This window comes from Streptosporangium sp. NPDC001559, assembly GCF_042893955.1.
In the GTDB taxonomy this organism is placed as follows: Bacteria; Actinomycetota; Actinomycetes; order Streptosporangiales; family Streptosporangiaceae; genus Streptosporangium.
In genome coordinates, this window is the sequence record NZ_JBIAVG010000016.1 from 21,780 (window position 1) to 38,927 (window position 17,148).

Below are 17,148 nucleotides of genomic sequence, written 5' to 3' on the forward strand. Positions count from 1 at the left end.
CCGGCAAGTAGAACAACGTTCGGCTTTCTCTGGCAAGACATCTCTCGGTGACCCACGCGGTGTCCGAGTGATATGGGAAACTTGCGCCCTATCTGGATGGGACAGGGGTCGTGCGATGACATATCCGCACAGTGAACGGGTGGTCGCTGGGCGTTATCGGCTGCTTCGAGAGCTCGGCCGCGGGGGCATGGGGGTGGTGTGGGAGGGGCACGACATCCTCCTGGACCGCCCGGTCGCGGTCAAGGAGGTTCTCCTGCCGCCCAATCTCGCCCCCGCGGAACACCAACGCCAGCTCGCCCGCACCTCTCGCGAGGCCAGGACCGCCGCCAGGCTCAACCACCGCAACATCGTGGCGGTCTACGACGTCGCCGAGCAGGACGGGCGTCCCTGGATCGTCATGGAACTCGTCAGGGCGCGGGGGCTCGACGAGGCGGGCATCCTGCCGGTCCGGCAGGTCGCCGAGGTCGGTCGTCAGGTGCTGTCCGCCCTCAGGGCGGCCCACGAGGCGGGCATCCTGCACCGTGACGTCAAGCCGAGCAACATCCTGCTGGACGCCGAAGGCCGGGCCGTGCTCACCGACTTCGGGATCGCCACCGTCGAGGGTGACACCTCCCTCACCCAGACCGGCATGGTGACCGGCTCGCCGAGCTTCCTGCCCCCGGAACGCGCCGCGAACCGTGACGTCGGACCCTGGTCGGACCTGTGGGCACTGGGCGCCACCCTGTACGCCGCGCTGATCGGCCACGGCCCCTTCGAACGCCGTGACGCCATCGCCACCCTCGGTGCGCTCCTCACCGAGGAACCCGACTTCGACCGGGTGCCCCGGGCGATGCGCGAGGTGCTGACCGGGCTGCTCCAGCGTGACCCGGCGCGCAGGCTGAGCGCCGAGCAGGCCGACCTGCTGCTGACCGAGGCGATCAACGACCCCTCGGGGACCATGCCGCGCCGCGTCATGCGCGCGGAGCACACGACCTCGGCGACCACCGAGATCCCCGAGGCCCCTGAGGCCGCCGAGGCCTCCGGGTCCTCCGCGAGGCGGCGACGCAGGCGGCAGGCCGGCGTGGGCGGCGGTAAGACCGCGCTGATCACCGCCGCGGTGGTTCTCGTCGTCGGCGGCAGCGCCGTGGCGGTGGCGATGGCGAACTCGAACACCGTCACGGTCTCACCGGTGAGGGCGCAGTTCCCGGAGACGGCGGGCTCCGGCGACCCCTCGCCGGTCGCCGAGGTGAGCTCCGAGACGACCTCGCCCTCCGCAACCCCCGCCCCGGTCCCCGTCAAGACCAGGACCGCCGCCCCGGCCTCCCGGCTGCGCACCTGGCGGGCCAGGTCCCCGGAGAACTGGTCCATCGGCTACCCGGCGGGCTGGAAGGGGGACTACGCCCCGGAGACCGGCTACACCCAGTGGCTGCGCTCGGACGGCCGGGCCCACATGGCGGTCGAGGTGCTTCCCGGACAATTGGGAAGCCTGGAGACGCTCCAGCGGACCGTCAAGGAGAACACGGCGCAGTGGAGCGACATCGGCACCGACCGCACGGAGCGCATCCCCCTGAAGTACGGCGCGGGCCTGCAGTGGGAGTTCACCTGGACGGCCAGGGACGTCGGCGGTGTGCCGTGGGCGACCCCCGGGACCACCTACCACGAGATCAGCCGGTTCATCGGGGTCGGCGACACGGTCATGGTGGTGAGCTGGACCACCGTGGCCTCCGAGTGGAAGGCCGGAACCGGCCTGATGAACCAGGTCATGGACAGCTTCCACCCGCGCGGAGGCGAGTGACGGCGGAGCAGGTCGGTGGCCGGAGAGACGCAGGGGACGGGACCCCCGTAGAGTTTCCACGCGTTTAACGTGTCCCGCATGGCTCCCGGGACATCAGAGATATAACGTGCTAGAGGCGATCTTTACTGTGGGAGCCCTGGGGGTGAGGACCTGTGGAACAGATGACACAGATGTCGGCACATCGGCGTGCCGTTGAGCAGATCAGGGACTCCTACGCCGCGATTCCCGGCGGCTCCGCGCCACGGCTGGCGAAGGCGACCACGAACCTGTTCCGCTTCAGGGAGGGCTCGCAGGGGGCGCGCCTGTCCGCGCGTGACCTCGACCGGGTCATCGAGGTCGATCCGGTGGCGATGACCGCCGAGGTGCAGGGCATGACCACCTACGAGAACCTGGTGGACGCCACCCTCCCGCACGGGCTCATGCCGTACGTCGTGCCGCAGCTCAAGACGATCACGCTGGGCGGGGCGGTGACGGGGCTGGGCATCGAGTCGACCAGCTTCCGCGACGGGCTCCCGCACGAGTCGGTCGAGGAGCTGGAGATCCTCACGGGCGACGGCCGTGTCGTCGTCGCGCGTGCCGACAACGAGCACAGCGACCTGTTCCACGCCTTCCCCAACTCCTACGGCACGCTGGGCTACGCGCTGCGGATCCGGATCAAGCTCAAGCGTGTGCAGCCGTACGTCCGGCTGACCCACATCCCCTTCACCGACGCCGACAAGTGCATGATCGCCATGAAGGAGATCTGCGAGCGCGGCGAGCACGACGGCGAGCCGGTCGACTTCGTGGACGGCACGTTCTTCGGCCCCGGCGAGCTCTACGTCACCGTCGGGCGCTTCGCGGAGAAGGCGCCTTATCTGTCCGACTACACGGGCATGCGCATCTACTACCGGTCGATCCAGACCAGGACCCGTGACTGGCTGACCGTCCGCGACTACATCTGGCGCTGGGACACCGACTGGTTCTGGTGCTCGCGGGCCTTCGGCGTGCAGGAGCCGCTGGTGCGCTCGCTGATGCCGCGCAAGTGGATGCGCTCGGACGTCTATCGCAGGCTCGTGGGCCTCGACCGCAAGTACGGCCTGATCGCCAGGGTCGACCGCTGGCGTGGCCGTCCGCTGCAGGAGTCGGTCATCCAGGACATCGAGGTGCCCGTCGAGCGCGGCGCCGAGTTCCTTGAGTTCTTCCACGACAAGGTCGGCATGGAGCCGGTGTGGATGTGCCCCCTGAAGGCGACCGGGCAGTGGCCGCTCTACCCCCTTGAGCCGGGGCGGCTGTACGTCAACTTCGGCTTCTGGGGTACGGTGCCGTTGCCCAGAGGGCAGTTCGACGGCTACTACAACCGTCTCATCGAACGCAGGGTGCACGAGCTGGAGGGGCACAAGTCGCTGTACTCGACGTCGTTCTACGGGGAGGACGAGTTCTGGCAGTTCTATAACGGAACGGCCTACTGGCCAGTAAAGCGGGCATACGACGCGGGTGGCCGGTTGCTCGACCTCTACGACAAGTGTGTGCGGGGGCGTTAGGAGGTTGAATCTGTGAAACTCGCAGAAATCTTCGAGATGGTCGTCGGCTCGGAGGCGGGGATTCGTTTCAGAGCGTACGACGGCAGCAAGGCGGGTCCGGACAGCGCCGACATCGGTGTCGAGGTCAAGTCTCCGATCGCTGTGGCCTATCTAGCCCAGGCTCCGGGTGAGCTGGGTCTGGCCAGGGCGTATGTCTCGGGACACCTCGACGTCGACGGGGACATGTACTCCCTGCTGGCGCGCATGTGGTCACTCACCATCAACGACATCACCACGGCGCAGAAGATCGCCGCGATCCGCGCGCTCGGCGTCAAGCCCCTGATGATGCGGGTGCCGCCTCCCCCCCAGGAGGTACGGCGCAGCATGCTCGCGAAGATGGGCAGCAGGCACGCCAAGCAGCGGGACGCCGAGGCGATCCACCACCACTACGACGTCTCCAACAAGTTCTACTCCTGGGTGCTCGGCCCCTCCATGGCCTACACCTGCGCGGTCTACCCGACCGAGGAGTCCTCACTTGAGGAGGCGCAGTACGCCAAGTTCGACCTGGTGGCCAAGAAGCTCGGCCTGAAGCCGGGCATGCGGCTGCTGGACGTGGGCTGCGGCTGGGGCGGCATGGTCATGCACGCCGCCCGTGAGTACGGCGTGAAGGCGCTGGGGGTCACCCTCTCGCGTCAGCAGGCCGAATGGGCGCAGAAGGCCATCGCAGAGGCGGGGCTCAGCGAGCTGGCCGAGGTCCGGCACATGGACTACCGGGACGTCCAGGAGAGCGGCTTCGACGCCGTGAGCTCGATCGGCCTGACCGAGCACATCGGCAAGGACCAGCTGCCGTTCTACTTCAAGTTCCTGTACGGCAAGCTGGTGCCCGGCGGGCGCATCCTCAACCACTGCATCACCAGGCCCACCGGCGTGGAGAAGACCATCAACGCGGGCGGCTTCATCAACCGTTACGTCTTCCCCGACGGTGAGCTCGAGTCGGTCGGCCACCTCGTTCGGCAGATGGAGGACCTCGGCTTCGAGATCCGCCATGAGGAGAACCTGCGTGAGCACTACGCGCAGACCCTGCGTCACTGGTGCGCCAACCTCGACGACCACTGGGACGAGGCGGTCGAGGAGGTCGGACAGGGGACGGCCAGGGTGTGGCGGCTCTACATGGCCGGGTGCGTGGTCGGCTTCGAGCGCAACAAGGTCCAGCTCCACCAGGTCCTGGGTGTGAAGCTCGACGACAAGGGCGTGGCCGGTGTGCCGCTGCGTCCGGCTCTCGACTGGCCCTGACCCTAACCGGTCTCTTCGCGGGGGCTTCGTACCGGACTCCTCACCAGGGGCCACGGCCCGCATCCATCGGGGTGCGGGCCGCGGCCTTCCGGGTTCGGGCCGGCCCCGGAGGCGACGGGGGGCCGGGCTCCCTACCTCAGCTCACGCTTGAGGATCTTGCCGGTCGCGGTCATCGGGAGGGTCTCACGGAACTCGATGAAACGGGGATACTTGTAGGCCGCCATGTTCTCCCTGGCCCAGGCGGCCAGCTCGTCCTCGGTGAGCGTCGCCCCCTGGGCGCGGATGACATAGGCCTTGACCTCCTCGCCGTGCGAGTCGTGGGGGACTCCGACCACCGCGGCGAGGGAGACGCCGGGGTGGGTCATCAGGACCTCCTCGACCTCACGCGGGTAGACGTTGAAGCCACCCCGGATGATCATGTCCTTGGCCCGGTCGATGATCGAGTAGTAGCCGTCGGCGTCACGCACGGCGATGTCGCCGGTGCGGAACCAGCCGTCGTTCATGACCTCCGCGGTGGCCTCGGGGCGGTTGTAGTAGCCCTTCATCACGTTGTGGCCGCGGACGGCGATCTCCCCGGGACCCTCGCCCTCGACCGTCTTCCAGTCGCCGTCGATCAGCCTCATCTCCACGCCCCAGACCGGCGTGCCGATCGTGCCGGGCTTGGTCGGCCTGCCGAGCTGGTTGAAGCTGGCCACCGGGGAGGTCTCCGACAGGCCGTAGCCCTCCAGGATGCCGATCCCGAAGGTGGCCTCGAAGTCCCTGAGCACCTCACCGGGCAGGGAGGCGCCGCCGGAGACCGCGACCTTCAGCGAGGAGGGGACCGTGTCGCCGTCGCCGTGAACCCTGGTCAGCATGGCCCAGTACATCGTCGGCACGCCCGCGAACAGCGTGACGTTCTCCGCGCGCATCAGTTCGAGCGCGGGACCCGGCTCGAAACGCGGCATGAGCACGATGGTCGCCCGGCGCCGGAACCCCAGGTTGAGCACCGTGGTCTGGCCGAAGGAGTGGAACAGCGGCAGCGCGGCCAGGAAGGCGTCACCGCCCTCGGAGCGCGGGAACATCTCGTCCGAGACCATGGCGTTGAGCAGCATGTTCTGGTGGCTCAGCTCCGCGCCCTTCGGCTGCCCCGTGGTGCCGCTGGTGTAGAGGATCACCGCGGTGTCGTCCGGTGCGGTCTGCACGGTCTGGAACTGTCCGGGAACGCCGTCGAGCGCCGCCCACAGGGTCTCACCGTGCTCGGACTCGGTGGCGAAGGCGGTGGCGGGCAGGACGATGAAGTGCTCGGTCGGCTCGGACTCCTCGAAGCCCGCCCTGCCCCGCTCGCCCAGCGGCAGTTCGGGTGTGCCCTCGAAGCAGAAGAAGGCCTTGGCCTCGGCGTCCCGCAGGTGATAGGCGATCTCCCTGGGCTGCAGGAGCACGTTGAGCGGCACGACCGTGGCGCCCGTCTTGAGGATGCCGTAGTACACGAAGGGGAAGTAGGGCAGATTCGGACAGGCCAGCGCGACCCGGTCCCCTCTGCCGACGCCTCTGGAGACCAGCAGGTTGGCGACCTGGTTGGCGATGGTGTCGACCAGCGAGTACGGCAGCCGCAGGTCGCCGAAGACGATCGCGGTGCGGTCGGGCTGCTGGCGGGCACTGTCCTCCAGGACGATCGACAGATTGAGCATGGGCGTCCTCCTCCAGGGCGGGATCTGTCCCGTGCCATCTTTTCAGGGCGGAGATACCTACCGGTAGGTAACAATGGTTACGAATTGACGCGTAAAGCACCTCAGGGTAAGCAGATGTGAGCCCGCTTACCGACGGTAGGCGGGCCGTCCGTTCGTGCGACGAAGGGGCAGTGCGCAGTGGAGTACGACTATGTGATCGTGGGGGCGGGGTCGGCGGGTTGTGTGCTGGCGAACCGGCTGTCCGCCGACCCGGCGACGACGGTGGTGCTGATCGAGGCGGGCGGGCCGGCCGACAAGCTGGAGGTCAGGATGCCCGCCGGGTTCGCCCGGCTCTTCAAGACCGGTTGCGACTGGAACTTCACCACCGTCGAGCAGCCAGGCCTGTCGGGCAGGCGGCTCTACTGGCCACGCGGCCGGATGCTCGGCGGCTCCTCCTCGATGAACGCCCAGATGTGGGTGCGCGGGCATCAGGCGGACTACGACGGCTGGGACGTGCCCGGCTGGTCCTATGAGGAGGTCCTGCCGTACTTCCGCCGGGCTGAGGGTCGGGTGGGTTCCAACCGCGGTGACGTGTACGGCACCGCGGGCCCGGTCCGCATCTCTGAGCTGCGCAGTCCCAATCCGCTGACCCCGGTGTTCCTGAAGGCCTGCGAGGAGGCCGGGCTCGCCCGCCTCGACGAACTGAACGGCCCCTCGAACGAGGGCTGCTCCCCGACCCCCGTCACCCAGGACAGGGGCCGCCGTTGCAGCTCCGCCGACGCCTACCTGAGGCCGGCCGTCAGGAGGCCCAACCTCACCGTGCTGACCTCCCGCGAGGTGCGCAGGGTGCTGGTCGAGGGGGGCCGTGCGACGGGCGTCGAGTGCGCCCCCGCGAACGACGGAGGCGGCAGGGACGGCGGCACGGTCGTGCGGGCCCGCAGGGAGGTCGTCCTGTCGGCGGGGGCGATCGGCTCGCCGCACCTGCTGATGCTGTCGGGCGTCGGAGCCGCCGACGACCTGCTCGCCCAGGGCATCGAACCGCTTGTCGACCTTCCCCAGGTCGGCGCCAACCTCCAGGACCACCTCGCCTCCGGGGTCATCCTGCACTGCCCGGAACCGGTCACGCTCGCCAAGGCCGAGTCGGTCGGTAACCTGCTTCGCTTCCTGGTCGGCAGGAACGGCATGCTCACCTCGAACGTCGGTGAGGCGGTGGCCTTCATCAAGACCTCGCCGGACGAACCGGCCCCCGACATCGAGCTGATCTTCGCCCCCGTGCCCTTCATCGACCATGGGCTCACCCGGCCACTCGCGCACGGTCTGACCATCGCCTCCATCCTCCTGCGGCCGGAGAGCAGGGGGCGGATCTTCCTCCAGGGGCGTGACGTGGCCATCGACCCCGCCTATCTCACCGCGGAGGCCGACCTCAGGAGACAGGTCGCCGGACTGAGAAAGGCCAAGGAGCTGTTCGCGACCTCGGCGCTCCTGCCGTTCGCGGGGGCGCCCATGAACCCGTACCGGGGCGCCGACAGCGAGGAGGAGCTCATCGGCTGGATCCGTGAACGCAGCGAGACCCTCTACCACCCGGTCGGGACCTGCCGCATGGGCGAGGACGCGGACGCGGTGGTCGACCCGAGCCTGCGGGTCCGCGGGGTCGAGGGGCTGCGCGTGGCCGACGCGTCGGTCATGCCGGTGATCAACCGGGGCCACACCCACGCCCCCACCGTCATGATCGCGGAAAAGGCCGCCGAACTGATCGCCGGAGGTTCGTAGCCTCCCAAGGGTCCTTTTCGATTCACGGGGGATTCTGCGGGGAATCCCGGCCCGCGGCATGGGGCAGGTGTTAGGTTCCGCCATGGGATCGAGTCGTGACTCCCGGTGCGCGCGCGTGTGTTCTCCGTGATCGAAGCATCCGGCCTTCACGGTCCGTACGGTCCCGTTCAGCACTCTTCGAACGGAAAGTCACATGACAGGATCGGCAAATGGGGAGCTGGGGTGACCGTCTCACTGTCGGACATCGACCTCTCGAAAATCTCCTTCTGGGAGCGTCCGATGGCCGAGCGGGAGGAGGCCTTCGCATTGCTGCGCGCCCAGCCCGCCCCGATGAGGTTCACCGAACCCGACATCAGCTTCGCCCTGCCGGGGACGGGCTACTACGCGCTGGTGAGACACGCCGACATCGTCGAGGCCAGCCGCAACCCCGAGATCTTCTCCTCGGCGCGTGGGGCGACGGCCATCCACGACCTGAGCCCCGAGTTCGGCGAGTACTTCGGATCGATGATCAACATGGACGATCCCCGGCACGCCAGGCTCCGCCGGATCGTCTCACGGGCCTTCACCCCCAGGATGATCGGTGGCTTCGAGGCCGACGTGCGCGCCGAGGCCACCAGGATCGTGGACGACCTGATCGCCAAGGGGCCGGGCTGTGACTTCGTCACCGAGGTCGCGACGAGGCTTCCCCTGAAGATCATCTGCGACATGATGGGCATCGGCGCCGAGCACTACCAGACGGTGTTCGACGCCTCGAACGTCATCCTGTCCGGCGGCGACCCCGAGTTCATCGAGGACGTCAGCCGTGCCGCCGAGCTGCTCCTCAGCGCCGGACAGTGTCTGCAGGACCTCGTCGTCTCCCTGGCGGCCGAGGGCGGCGGCCCGCTGATCACCTCGCTGACCAGCGCCGACATCGACGGCGAGAAGCTCACCGTGCGTGAGCTCGGCTCGTTCTTCATCCTGCTGGTCGTGGCGGGCAACGAGACCACCCGCAACGCCATCTCCCACGGCCTGAAGCTGTTCACCGACAACCCCGAGCAGCGCGCGCTGCTCCTCGACGACCTCGAAGGCCGTCTGCCCGGCGCGGTCGAGGAGGTCCTCCGGCTGGCCTCGCCGGTGGCCTGGATGCGCCGCACCCTCACCCGCGACCACGAGATGAACGGCCACCTCTACCGCGAGGGCGACAAGGTGCTGCTCTACTACTGGGCGGCCAACCGTGACGAGGCCGTCTTCACCGACCCCCTGCGCTTCGACATCCGGCGCGCGGGCGGCCCCCACGTGGCCTTCGGCGGCCCGGGACCGCACTTCTGCCTGGGCGCGCACCTGGCCCGCAGGGAGATCTCCGTGATGTTCCGTGAGCTGTTCACCCGGCTTCCGCACATTCGCTCCGTCGGCGAACCGGTCCGGCTGCGCTCCAGCTTCATCAACGGCATCAAGCACCTTGAGTGCGACTTCTGAGACCGGACGCAGACCCTACGAGGAGAGCGCCTTGATCGAGGTGAAGACGGTGTTGATGTCCGGCAGCAGCTCCTTCTTGCTGTCGGGCACCGACATGTAGACGATCGACGGAAGGTCGGCACCGGTGCTCACGGCCGCCACGACCATGGTGGTCTTCGTGTCGCCCGTGGTGATCTCGTAGGCGGACAGCTGTCCGGGCAGGCCGTTGACGGTCAGGGACTGCTGGGCGGTCTTGCGGGCGGTGTTGTCCTCGGGGAAGAACTTCTTGCGCGCCGAGGCGGCGACCGCGTTGGTCACGGGGGAGAGATTCTCCGGCGAGGTGTACTTGTCCTTCAGCCGGGGCGGGAGAACCCCCGACATCAGCTGGGCGAACTGTGTCCTACCGGCCGAGTCGGTGCCCGCGGCGACGTACTGACGGGTGGTGAAACCGTAGACCGTGGGCACGGTCCTGCGCTGGTCCTCCCGCCACTCTCCGCCCAGCCGCGCCACACTGATCGCCGCAGCCTGGTCGGCCAGGGTGCCCGAGACCGGGGACGCCTTGCCGGGGAAACGCGGCAGGCGGCCGACCGTCTGGGACTTCGGCGGCTTCTTGGACGTGGCGGAGGGCTTGGCGCTGGGAGCGGGGTCCGCCTCGTTCGTCGCGGCGAGCGGACCGGCCATGAACGCCCACAGCAACGCGCCGACCAGCGCGATCACCACCGACCCGACCAGCGCGAAGACCCAGACCGGCCTGCCCTGCTCGTCGAAGTCGTCCTCGTTCCCCATGGCCTGGTAGTTGTCGCCGAAGACCGTGTCCCACAGCTCCTGCTGACGTTCGGGCGGAGGGGTCTTCGGGCCGCTGATCTGGCCCGCCGTGACGAAACGCCTGTTGGGGTCGGACGGGTCCTGGCTCAGGTGGTGGCCGGGCTGCCCGGGGTGGCCGAACTCATGCTGCCCGGGCTGTCCCGGGTGAGCCGGCTGCCCGGGCAGCCCCGGTTGTCCAGGATGCCCCGGGTGAGCCGGTTGTCCAGGCTGCCCGAAGGGCTGAGCCTGCGGCGGGAATGGAAGGTCGGCCGGATGCCGTGTCGCGGACGCGTCGTAGGCGGGAGCCGTCAGCGGGTCGTTCAGTGGGTCGTTCAGAGGGTTGTTCAGCGGGCCGCTCAACGGGTCGACCGGCGGGGCGTTGCGGGGGGAGCTGAGCGGGTCGGTCAGCGGGTCGGCACGCGGGGTGGGCTCGGGCGCGGTCGTCGCGGCGAGGGCCCAGACGGCGGGGTTGTTCGGCACACCGAAGCTGCCCCGGGCGGCGCCCTCGTCGAAGGGCGCGCCGTCACGGGCCGGCTCCTCCTGAGGAGGGGTCGACCACGTGTGCGACAGCGGGTCCCGCACGGTTCCCTCGGCCGCGGAGGGCGGCCACACGGGATTGTCCCCGGGTACGGCCGACGGCCACGCGGTGGCCCCGGGCGCCGGGTCTCCCGTGGGCACGGTGAGCCCCGCGGCCGGAGCGGAGGCCTGCGCGGCGGGCGGCCATCCGGTGTTCTCGGCCGAGGCGGACGGCCAGGCGGAACCGTTCGCCTGGGCCGTTGGCGGCCACACGGCGTTGTCCTGCGGCGCGGCGGACGGCCAGGAGGCGTTTCCAGCGGCGGGCGGCCGTACGGCGTCGTCCTGCGGGGTGGTGGACGGCCACCCGGTGTTCTCGGCGGTGGCGGGCGGCCACACCGGGTTGTCGGCGGGCGCCGTCTCCGCCGGGGGCTGCGGGTCCCATCGGGGCTCGGCACTCACGGGAACGGCCTCGGGGAGCTGACCTTCGTATCCGCCGGTCAGGTCGGGGTCCGGCCTGAGGGCGTCCTTCGGCTGCGGGGTGAACGCGTCGCTCCAGCTGGTCGTGGCACTGGAGGCGGGGCGGTCCCGGGGGTCGGCGGGCGCCGTACGGGCTGCCTGGTCCCAACCGGTCCCCACCGGGGAGTTCCAGCCGGACGCCGGATCGGTGACGGGAGGCTGGGCGGGGACGCCCTGCCGGGGAGTCTCCATGTCGTCGGGCGCGCCCCCCGAAGGGGAGGCCAGCGCCTGGTCCCAGCCGCCGCCGAGGGCCGCGGAGCCGTTGGAGGACCCGCTGGGAGTTCCGTTGGGGACCCCGTTGGGGACCTGGGACGGCGTCGACTGGCTCCAGCCGTATTCGGGCGTGCTCGCCCCCGCCTGCTCCCAGCCGGCGCCCGGTTGCCCCTGACCGTCGGCGGGGGAGGCCGGCTCCTCATGGGGGAGGGGAAGTCGTGGCGACGAGGTGCCGAAGGAGCCGTTCGCCCAGCCGGACGTCGTCTCCGCCGCCTCCGGCCATGCCGGAGGCAGGTGGGGCTGGCTGGGCTGCTCCGGGGCCATGGCTTCCTTACCTTCCGCACGGGTGCCCGAATTATGGGTATTCGGCATGGTCTCACGGGAGGCAGGGATGTTCGCAGGGAAACCGGAGAACGCCCCCCTGAACTGGAGTCCTGTGGGGTCGGTCGGTGGATCCTGCATCGGCAGGCCGGCCTCCAAGGGATCCGGGCCCTGCCCCGGCTCGACTGAGTGTGCCACGGTGAGAAGAGTAAACTGACGGGACATGCGAGGTCACAACGGATGTGTCCCCATCAGGTCTCGGCCCGCTCCAGGCACGTGATTGCTCTTATTGTGCTGGATCGCCGGACGGGCGTCCTCCGTTTACCGTGATCCAATTCGTTTCCCCAGGCCACGAATACGGCTTGCGGACTGCGATAGTCTTGCCGTATGCGTGCCGCGACCCTGCTGCTTACCGGGCCGCATCGGCCTTCTCGGCGTTAAACGCCCGCCGGTGCGGCTGCCCTTCGCATGAGCGGAGGGTTTTTCTATTGGGCCGGACGGGTCAGATCATCGCAGCAGACGTATACCGAGGGAAGATTGACGTGAGCGAGCGAGCCGACGTGAACAGCGACGAGCAGCACTACGATCCGCAGGCACTGCAGGTCAAGTGGCAGCGGCGGTGGGAGGAACTGGACCCGTTCCACGCCTCCGACGACCCCGCGGACCCGCGTGAGCGTCGCTACATGCTCGACATGTTCTCCTACCCCTCGGGCGACCTGCACATGGGGCACGCCGAGGCCTTCGCCATCGGCGACATCGTGTCGCGCTACTGGTTCCAGCGCGGCTACAACGTGCTGCACCCGATCGGCTGGGACTCCTTCGGCCTGCCCGCGGAGAACGCCGCCATCAAGCGTGACGCGCACCCGGCCGAGTGGACCTACGCCAACATCGAGACCCAGGCGGCCTCCTACAAGCGTTACGCGGTCTCCTTCGACTGGTCCCGCCGCCTGCACACCAGCGACGCCACCTACTACCGGTGGACGCAGTGGCTGTTCCTGCGCTTCTTCGAACGCGGCCTGGCCTACCGCAAGGGCGGCCTGGTCAACTGGTGCCCCAACGACCAGACCGTGCTGGCCAACGAGCAGGTCGTCGGAGGCAGGTGCGAGCGCTGCGGCGCCGAGGTCGTCCGCAGGGAGCTGACCCAGTGGTACTTCAAGATCACTGACTACGCCGACCGGCTGCTGGACGACATGGTCCAGCTGGAGGGCGGCTGGCCCGAGCGCGTGCTGACCATGCAGCGCAACTGGATCGGCAGGTCCGAGGGCGCGGACGTCAACTTCGTGATCGAGGGTCGTGACGAGCCGGTCACGGTCTACACCACCCGCCCCGACACGCTGTACGGCGCGACCTTCTTCGTCGTCGCCCCGGACGCCCCGCTGGCCGAGGAGATCGTCTCCGACGAGCAGCGGAAGGCCTTCGAGACCTACCGGGCCGAGGTCGCGAAGCTGTCCGACATCGACCGGCTGTCCACCGAGAAGGAGAAGACCGGCGTCTTCCTGGGCCGCTACGCGATCAACCCGGTCAACGGCGAGCGCATGCCGGTCTGGGCGGCCGACTACGTGCTGTCCGACTACGGCCACGGCGCCATCATGGCGGTTCCCGCCCACGACCAGCGCGACCTCGACTTCGCCCGCGCCTTCGACCTGCCGGTACGGGTCGTCGTCCACACCGGCATGGCCGACCCGGGGGAGACCGGGATCGCCACCGCGGGTGAGGGCACCCTGGTCAACTCGGGGCCGCTGGACGGCCTGTCCAAGGCCGAGGCCATCCACAGGATCACCGAGGTGCTGGCCGGGCGTGGGACCGGCAGGGCGGCGGTCAACTTCCGCCTGCGTGACTGGCTGCTGTCCCGCCAGCGTTTCTGGGGCTGCCCGATCCCGATCATCCACTGCGCGGACTGCGGCGAGGTCCCGGTCCCCGACGACCAGCTGCCCGTCACCCTGCCCGACATGCGTGGTGAGGCGCTGGCGCCCAAGGGCGTCTCCCCGCTGGCCTCGGCCGAGGACTGGGTCAACGTCTCCTGTCCCAAGTGCGGCGGAGCGGCCAAGCGTGACACCGACACGATGGACACCTTCGTCGACTCCTCGTGGTACTACCTGCGTTACGTGGACCCGACCTACCTGGACGGTCCCTTCGACGTGGAGAAGGTCCGCAAGTGGGGGCCGATCGACCAGTACGTCGGCGGCGTCGAGCACGCGGTGCTGCACCTGCTGTACTCACGTTTCTTCACCAAGGTCCTGCACGACATGGGCATGCTCGACTTCACCGAGCCCTTCCTGCGCCTGCTGAACCAGGGGCAGGTCATCAACCAGGGCAAGGCGATGTCGAAGTCGCTGGGCAACGGGGTCGACCTGGGCCAGCAGATCGACACCTACGGCGTCGACGCGGTCAGGCTGACCGTGCTGTTCGCCGGCCCGCCCGAGGACGACATCGACTGGGCCGACGTCTCCCCGGCCGCGTCGCAGAAGTTCCTGGCCAGGGCCTTCCGCGTCATGGCCGAGGCCGGTGCGGGCTCCGCGCCCGGCGCCGACTTCTCCACCGGTGACCTGGAGCTGCGCAAGGTCGTCCACCGGACCGTGGACGAGGTCACCAAGCTGCTCGACTCGCACCGCTTCAACGTCGCGATCGCCAGGATGATGGAGCTGACGACCGCCGCCAGGAGGGCCATCGACTCGGGCCCCGGTGCCGCAGACCCGGCGGTGCGCGAGGCCGCGGAGACCCTGGCGGTCATGCTGTCCCTGGTCGCGCCGTACGCGGCGGAGGAGGGCTGGGAGCGGCTGGGGCACTCCGCCTCCGTCGCCACCGCCGGCTGGCCGGTCGCGGAGGCGGCACTGCTGGTGCAGGAGACCGTCACCTGCGTCGTACAGGTCGCGGGCAAGGTCCGTGACCGCCTGGAGGTCTCCCCGGAGATCTCCGAGGCCGACCTGGAGGCCCTGGCGCTGGCGTCGGAGAAGGTGCAGACCTTCCTGTCCGGTGCGCCCCGCAAGGTCATCATCAGGGCCCCCAAGCTGGTCAACATCGTTCCCTGACCGTGAACGCAGAAAGGAGTGACCCTCGGTTTGAGGGTCACTCCTCGCGTTCCGGGAGAGATGCCGTCGAGGCGCCTCAGAGCTTGCGCAGCACCGCCACGACCTTGCCCAGGACGGTGGCCTCGTCGCCGGGGATCGGGTCGTAGTTCGCGTTGTGCGGAACCAGCCAGACGTGGCCGTCCTTGCGCTTGAAGGTCTTGACCGTGGCCTCGCCGTCGATCATCGCGGCGACCACGTCGCCGTTGTCGGCGACGGGCTGCTGGCGGACGACCACCCAGTCGCCGTTGGCGATCGCGGCGTCGATCATGGAGTCGCCCGTGACCTGGAGCAGGAAGAGGGTGCCCTCGCCGACGAGCTGCTTGGGCAGGGCGAAGACGTCCTCCACGCTCTCCTCGGCGAGGATCGGGCCACCGGCGGCGATCCGGCCGACGAGCGGCACGTAGGCCGCGGTCGGGCGGTTGACCGAGGTCTCATCGGCGTTCGCGTCGGGGTCGACCCACAGCACCGGCTCGCCGGGCAGGCGCACCTCCAGGGCACGCGGGCGGTGCGGGTCGCGGCGCAGGTAGCCCTTGCGCTGCAGGGCCGTCAGCTGGTGCGACACGCTGGAGGTGCTGGTCAGCTGCACCGCCTCGCCGATCTCGCGCATCGACGGCGGGTAGCCGCGCTGCTGCACCGAGTCGCGGATCACCTCAAGGATCTTGCGCTGTCTGGGGGTGAGGCCGAGGGAGTCACGCCTGCGCACCGCCAGGTCACTGACGGCCGCGCCGCTCTCGTCGCGCTCACTCATATGATCTCCTCGCTCCCGGTCTGTATTGGTTGCGTCGCACACAGCGACCGTACCTCCGCCGAAGATCATACTCAAACATTTGTTCGAATGGTCCTCGAAATCGGTGGCGGCGTGGTGTACAACATCGTACGGGAGTTCGATCGACATCGTGTTCGATTCGCCGATCTTTCTTCGACATGTGTTCGGCCAGGTCGAAGAGATGGGGGGCACCGTGAAGGCGGCCACGAGGACAACCAGGCCCACGTTGACGCTGGTCAGGGGCACCGGGGAGACGGCCGCCAGGGACGCGGGCCGTGGGGCGGCCGGGGGCGGGCGGCCCGTCGCGCGCCCCCGTGGGACGGCCGCGGGACGTGCGGGCCGTACGGTTCCGGCGGCTCCGCGGAGGCGGGCCGTCGCCGGGGGGAGGGCGGCGCGCGCGACCGTCCGGCGGGGGCGCGCCCCGGTCAGGCTGACCCGCAGGGGAAGGGTCGTGGCGGTCCTGGCGCTCACGCTCCTCGTGCTGGCGGCCTTCTGGGCGGGTGCCCTCCTGGACGCGGCCTTCGCCTCCCAGGGGGCTTTCCAGGGGGTCTCCACGGGCCTCTGTGAGTCTTGTGGCGAGTGGGGGTCCCGGGCGCTCTGAGGAGGGCCGGGCGGGGGTGCCGGCGACGGAGCGTGACGACGCGCCCCGGGCTCACCCGATAATGGATCCCGGTGATCGGCCCGTTCGCGTGCCCCGGGGAGGGGCGCCCGCACGTCGGGACGGCGCCCGCGGGCCGTACCGGAAGGGCGACACGCCCGGCTGACGCCCTTGAGCTGCGCTGATCGGCGACTTCGCTCGGGAGGGCCTTCCTAACTTGCGTTCATGGTCCGACACTCCTACGGTTGGACCACAACATCTAGTGGCTTCATCATTCCGCTCCACCATAGATTGTGTTTCTATTACCGCATCTCGACCATTCGAGGGCGTGCGTGAGCGTCTCCGCACGGAGATCGCAGAGCAGGCGGAGCAACGCGAGGAAGGTGAGCCGCTAGGCAAGTCAGGGAGGCGACACGCGTGCACTGTCCGTTCTGTCGTCATCCTGACACGCGGGTCATCGACAGCCGGTCGACCGAGGACGGCAGCGCCATCCGGCGCAGGCGCACCTGCCCGGAGTGCGGGCGCAGGTTCACCACGCAGGAGACGGTGTTGCTCATGGTGAGCAAACGCAGCGGGGTGACCGAGCCGTTCTTCAGGGACAAGGTGATCGCCGGTGTCCGGCGTGCGTGTCAGGGGCGCCCGGTGAGCGAGGACTCGCTGGCCCAGCTCGGCCAGCGGGTCGAGGAGAGCATCCGGGCGACCGGGGCCGCGGAGATCGCGGCCCACGAGGTGGGGCTGGCGATCCTGGGCCCGCTCCGCGAGCTCGACGAGGTGGCATACCTGCGTTTCGCCTCCGTCTACCGGGGCTTCGAGACCCTGGCCGACTTCGAGGCTGAGATCGAACAGCTGCGCGCCGAGCGTTCCGCACGGCGCGACTGAGTCAGTCCCCGGGCGCCGGGGGAGTACGCGGCGCGTTGAACTGGTCCGACT

General features: G+C 69.3%; 11 protein-coding genes. 8 read left to right on the forward strand and 3 right to left on the reverse strand.

The window, feature by feature from the left end; genetic code table 11:
• Positions 1-115 precede the first annotated feature (115 nt).
• The 3 genes from ACFYY8_RS30730 (at position 116) to ACFYY8_RS30740 (ending at position 4,566) form a co-directional block, all read left to right on the forward strand.
• Entirely contained in the window at positions 116-1,774 is a 1,659-nt protein-coding gene (locus ACFYY8_RS30730; RefSeq protein ID WP_390046938.1) for a protein kinase, read from the forward strand.
• 161 nt (positions 1,775-1,935) lie between these two features.
• Positions 1,936-3,294: an FAD-dependent oxidoreductase gene (locus tag ACFYY8_RS30735; RefSeq protein WP_390046940.1), complete on the forward strand. Its 1,359-nt coding sequence runs from the start codon at positions 1,936-1,938 to the stop codon at positions 3,292-3,294.
• A gap of 12 nt (positions 3,295-3,306) precedes the next feature.
• Positions 3,307-4,566, forward strand: a complete 1,260-nt coding sequence (locus tag ACFYY8_RS30740) for a class I SAM-dependent methyltransferase (protein WP_390046942.1) — start codon at positions 3,307-3,309, stop codon at positions 4,564-4,566.
• A gap of 131 nt (positions 4,567-4,697) precedes the next feature.
• On the opposite strand, the gene ACFYY8_RS30745 is transcribed toward ACFYY8_RS30740, so the two are convergent.
• Positions 4,698-6,233, reverse strand: coding sequence for a long-chain fatty acid--CoA ligase (locus ACFYY8_RS30745; protein WP_390046944.1), 1,536 nt, complete (start codon positions 6,231-6,233; stop codon positions 4,698-4,700).
• A 177-nt stretch (positions 6,234-6,410) separates the two neighbouring features.
• On the opposite strand from ACFYY8_RS30745, the gene ACFYY8_RS30750 reads away from it, so the two are divergent.
• Positions 6,411-7,982 carry a GMC family oxidoreductase gene (locus ACFYY8_RS30750; RefSeq protein ID WP_390046946.1) on the forward strand — a complete coding sequence of 524 codons (1,572 nt, stop codon included), beginning with the start codon at positions 6,411-6,413 and terminating at the stop codon, positions 7,980-7,982.
• A 222-nt stretch (positions 7,983-8,204) separates the two neighbouring features.
• Positions 8,205-9,437, forward strand: coding sequence for a cytochrome P450 (locus ACFYY8_RS30755; RefSeq protein ID WP_390046948.1), 1,233 nt, complete (start codon positions 8,205-8,207; stop codon positions 9,435-9,437).
• Between the two features lie 15 nt (positions 9,438-9,452).
• Here ACFYY8_RS30755 and ACFYY8_RS30760 read toward each other — a convergent pair whose 3' ends face one another.
• The gene (locus ACFYY8_RS30760) at positions 9,453-11,789 is read right to left on the reverse strand and encodes a hypothetical protein (RefSeq protein WP_390046950.1); all 2,337 of its coding nucleotides are present in this window, start codon (positions 11,787-11,789) and stop codon (positions 9,453-9,455) included.
• Positions 11,790-12,328: 539 nt separating this feature from the next.
• On the opposite strand from ACFYY8_RS30760, the gene leuS reads away from it, so the two are divergent.
• Positions 12,329-14,815 (forward strand): leucine--tRNA ligase, encoded by a 2,487-nt coding sequence (leuS, locus tag ACFYY8_RS30765; RefSeq protein ID WP_390046952.1) that lies wholly within the window; start codon positions 12,329-12,331, stop codon positions 14,813-14,815.
• Between the two features lie 76 nt (positions 14,816-14,891).
• Here leuS and lexA read toward each other — a convergent pair whose 3' ends face one another.
• The gene (gene lexA, locus ACFYY8_RS30770) at positions 14,892-15,602 is read right to left on the reverse strand and encodes a transcriptional repressor LexA (protein WP_390046954.1); all 711 of its coding nucleotides are present in this window, start codon (positions 15,600-15,602) and stop codon (positions 14,892-14,894) included.
• A 199-nt stretch (positions 15,603-15,801) separates the two neighbouring features.
• On the opposite strand from lexA, the gene ACFYY8_RS30775 reads away from it, so the two are divergent.
• A complete protein-coding gene (locus ACFYY8_RS30775; RefSeq protein ID WP_390046956.1) occupies positions 15,802-16,221 on the forward strand; it encodes a hypothetical protein in 420 nt (139 codons plus the stop codon).
• Positions 16,222-16,635: 414 nt separating this feature from the next.
• A complete protein-coding gene (nrdR, locus tag ACFYY8_RS30780; RefSeq protein ID WP_184715543.1) occupies positions 16,636-17,097 on the forward strand; it encodes a transcriptional regulator NrdR in 462 nt (153 codons plus the stop codon).
• The last annotated feature ends 51 nt before the right edge of the window (positions 17,098-17,148 follow it).

Bases quoted from the DNA above. Each gene is read 5' to 3' on its own strand.
- ACFYY8_RS30730 (WP_390046938.1), top strand. From the start codon at position 116: ATGACATATCCGCACAGTGAACGGGTGGTCGCTGGGCGTTATCGGCTG.
- ACFYY8_RS30735 (WP_390046940.1), top strand. From the start codon at position 1,936: ATGACACAGATGTCGGCACATCGGCGTGCCGTTGAGCAGATCAGGGAC.
- ACFYY8_RS30745 (WP_390046944.1), bottom strand. From the start codon at position 6,233: ATGCTCAATCTGTCGATCGTCCTGGAGGACAGTGCCCGCCAGCAGCCC.
- ACFYY8_RS30760 (WP_390046950.1), bottom strand. From the start codon at position 11,789: ATGGCCCCGGAGCAGCCCAGCCAGCCCCACCTGCCTCCGGCATGGCCG.
- lexA (WP_390046954.1), bottom strand. From the start codon at position 15,602: ATGAGTGAGCGCGACGAGAGCGGCGCGGCCGTCAGTGACCTGGCGGTG.
- ACFYY8_RS30775 (WP_390046956.1), top strand. From the start codon at position 15,802: ATGGGGGGCACCGTGAAGGCGGCCACGAGGACAACCAGGCCCACGTTG.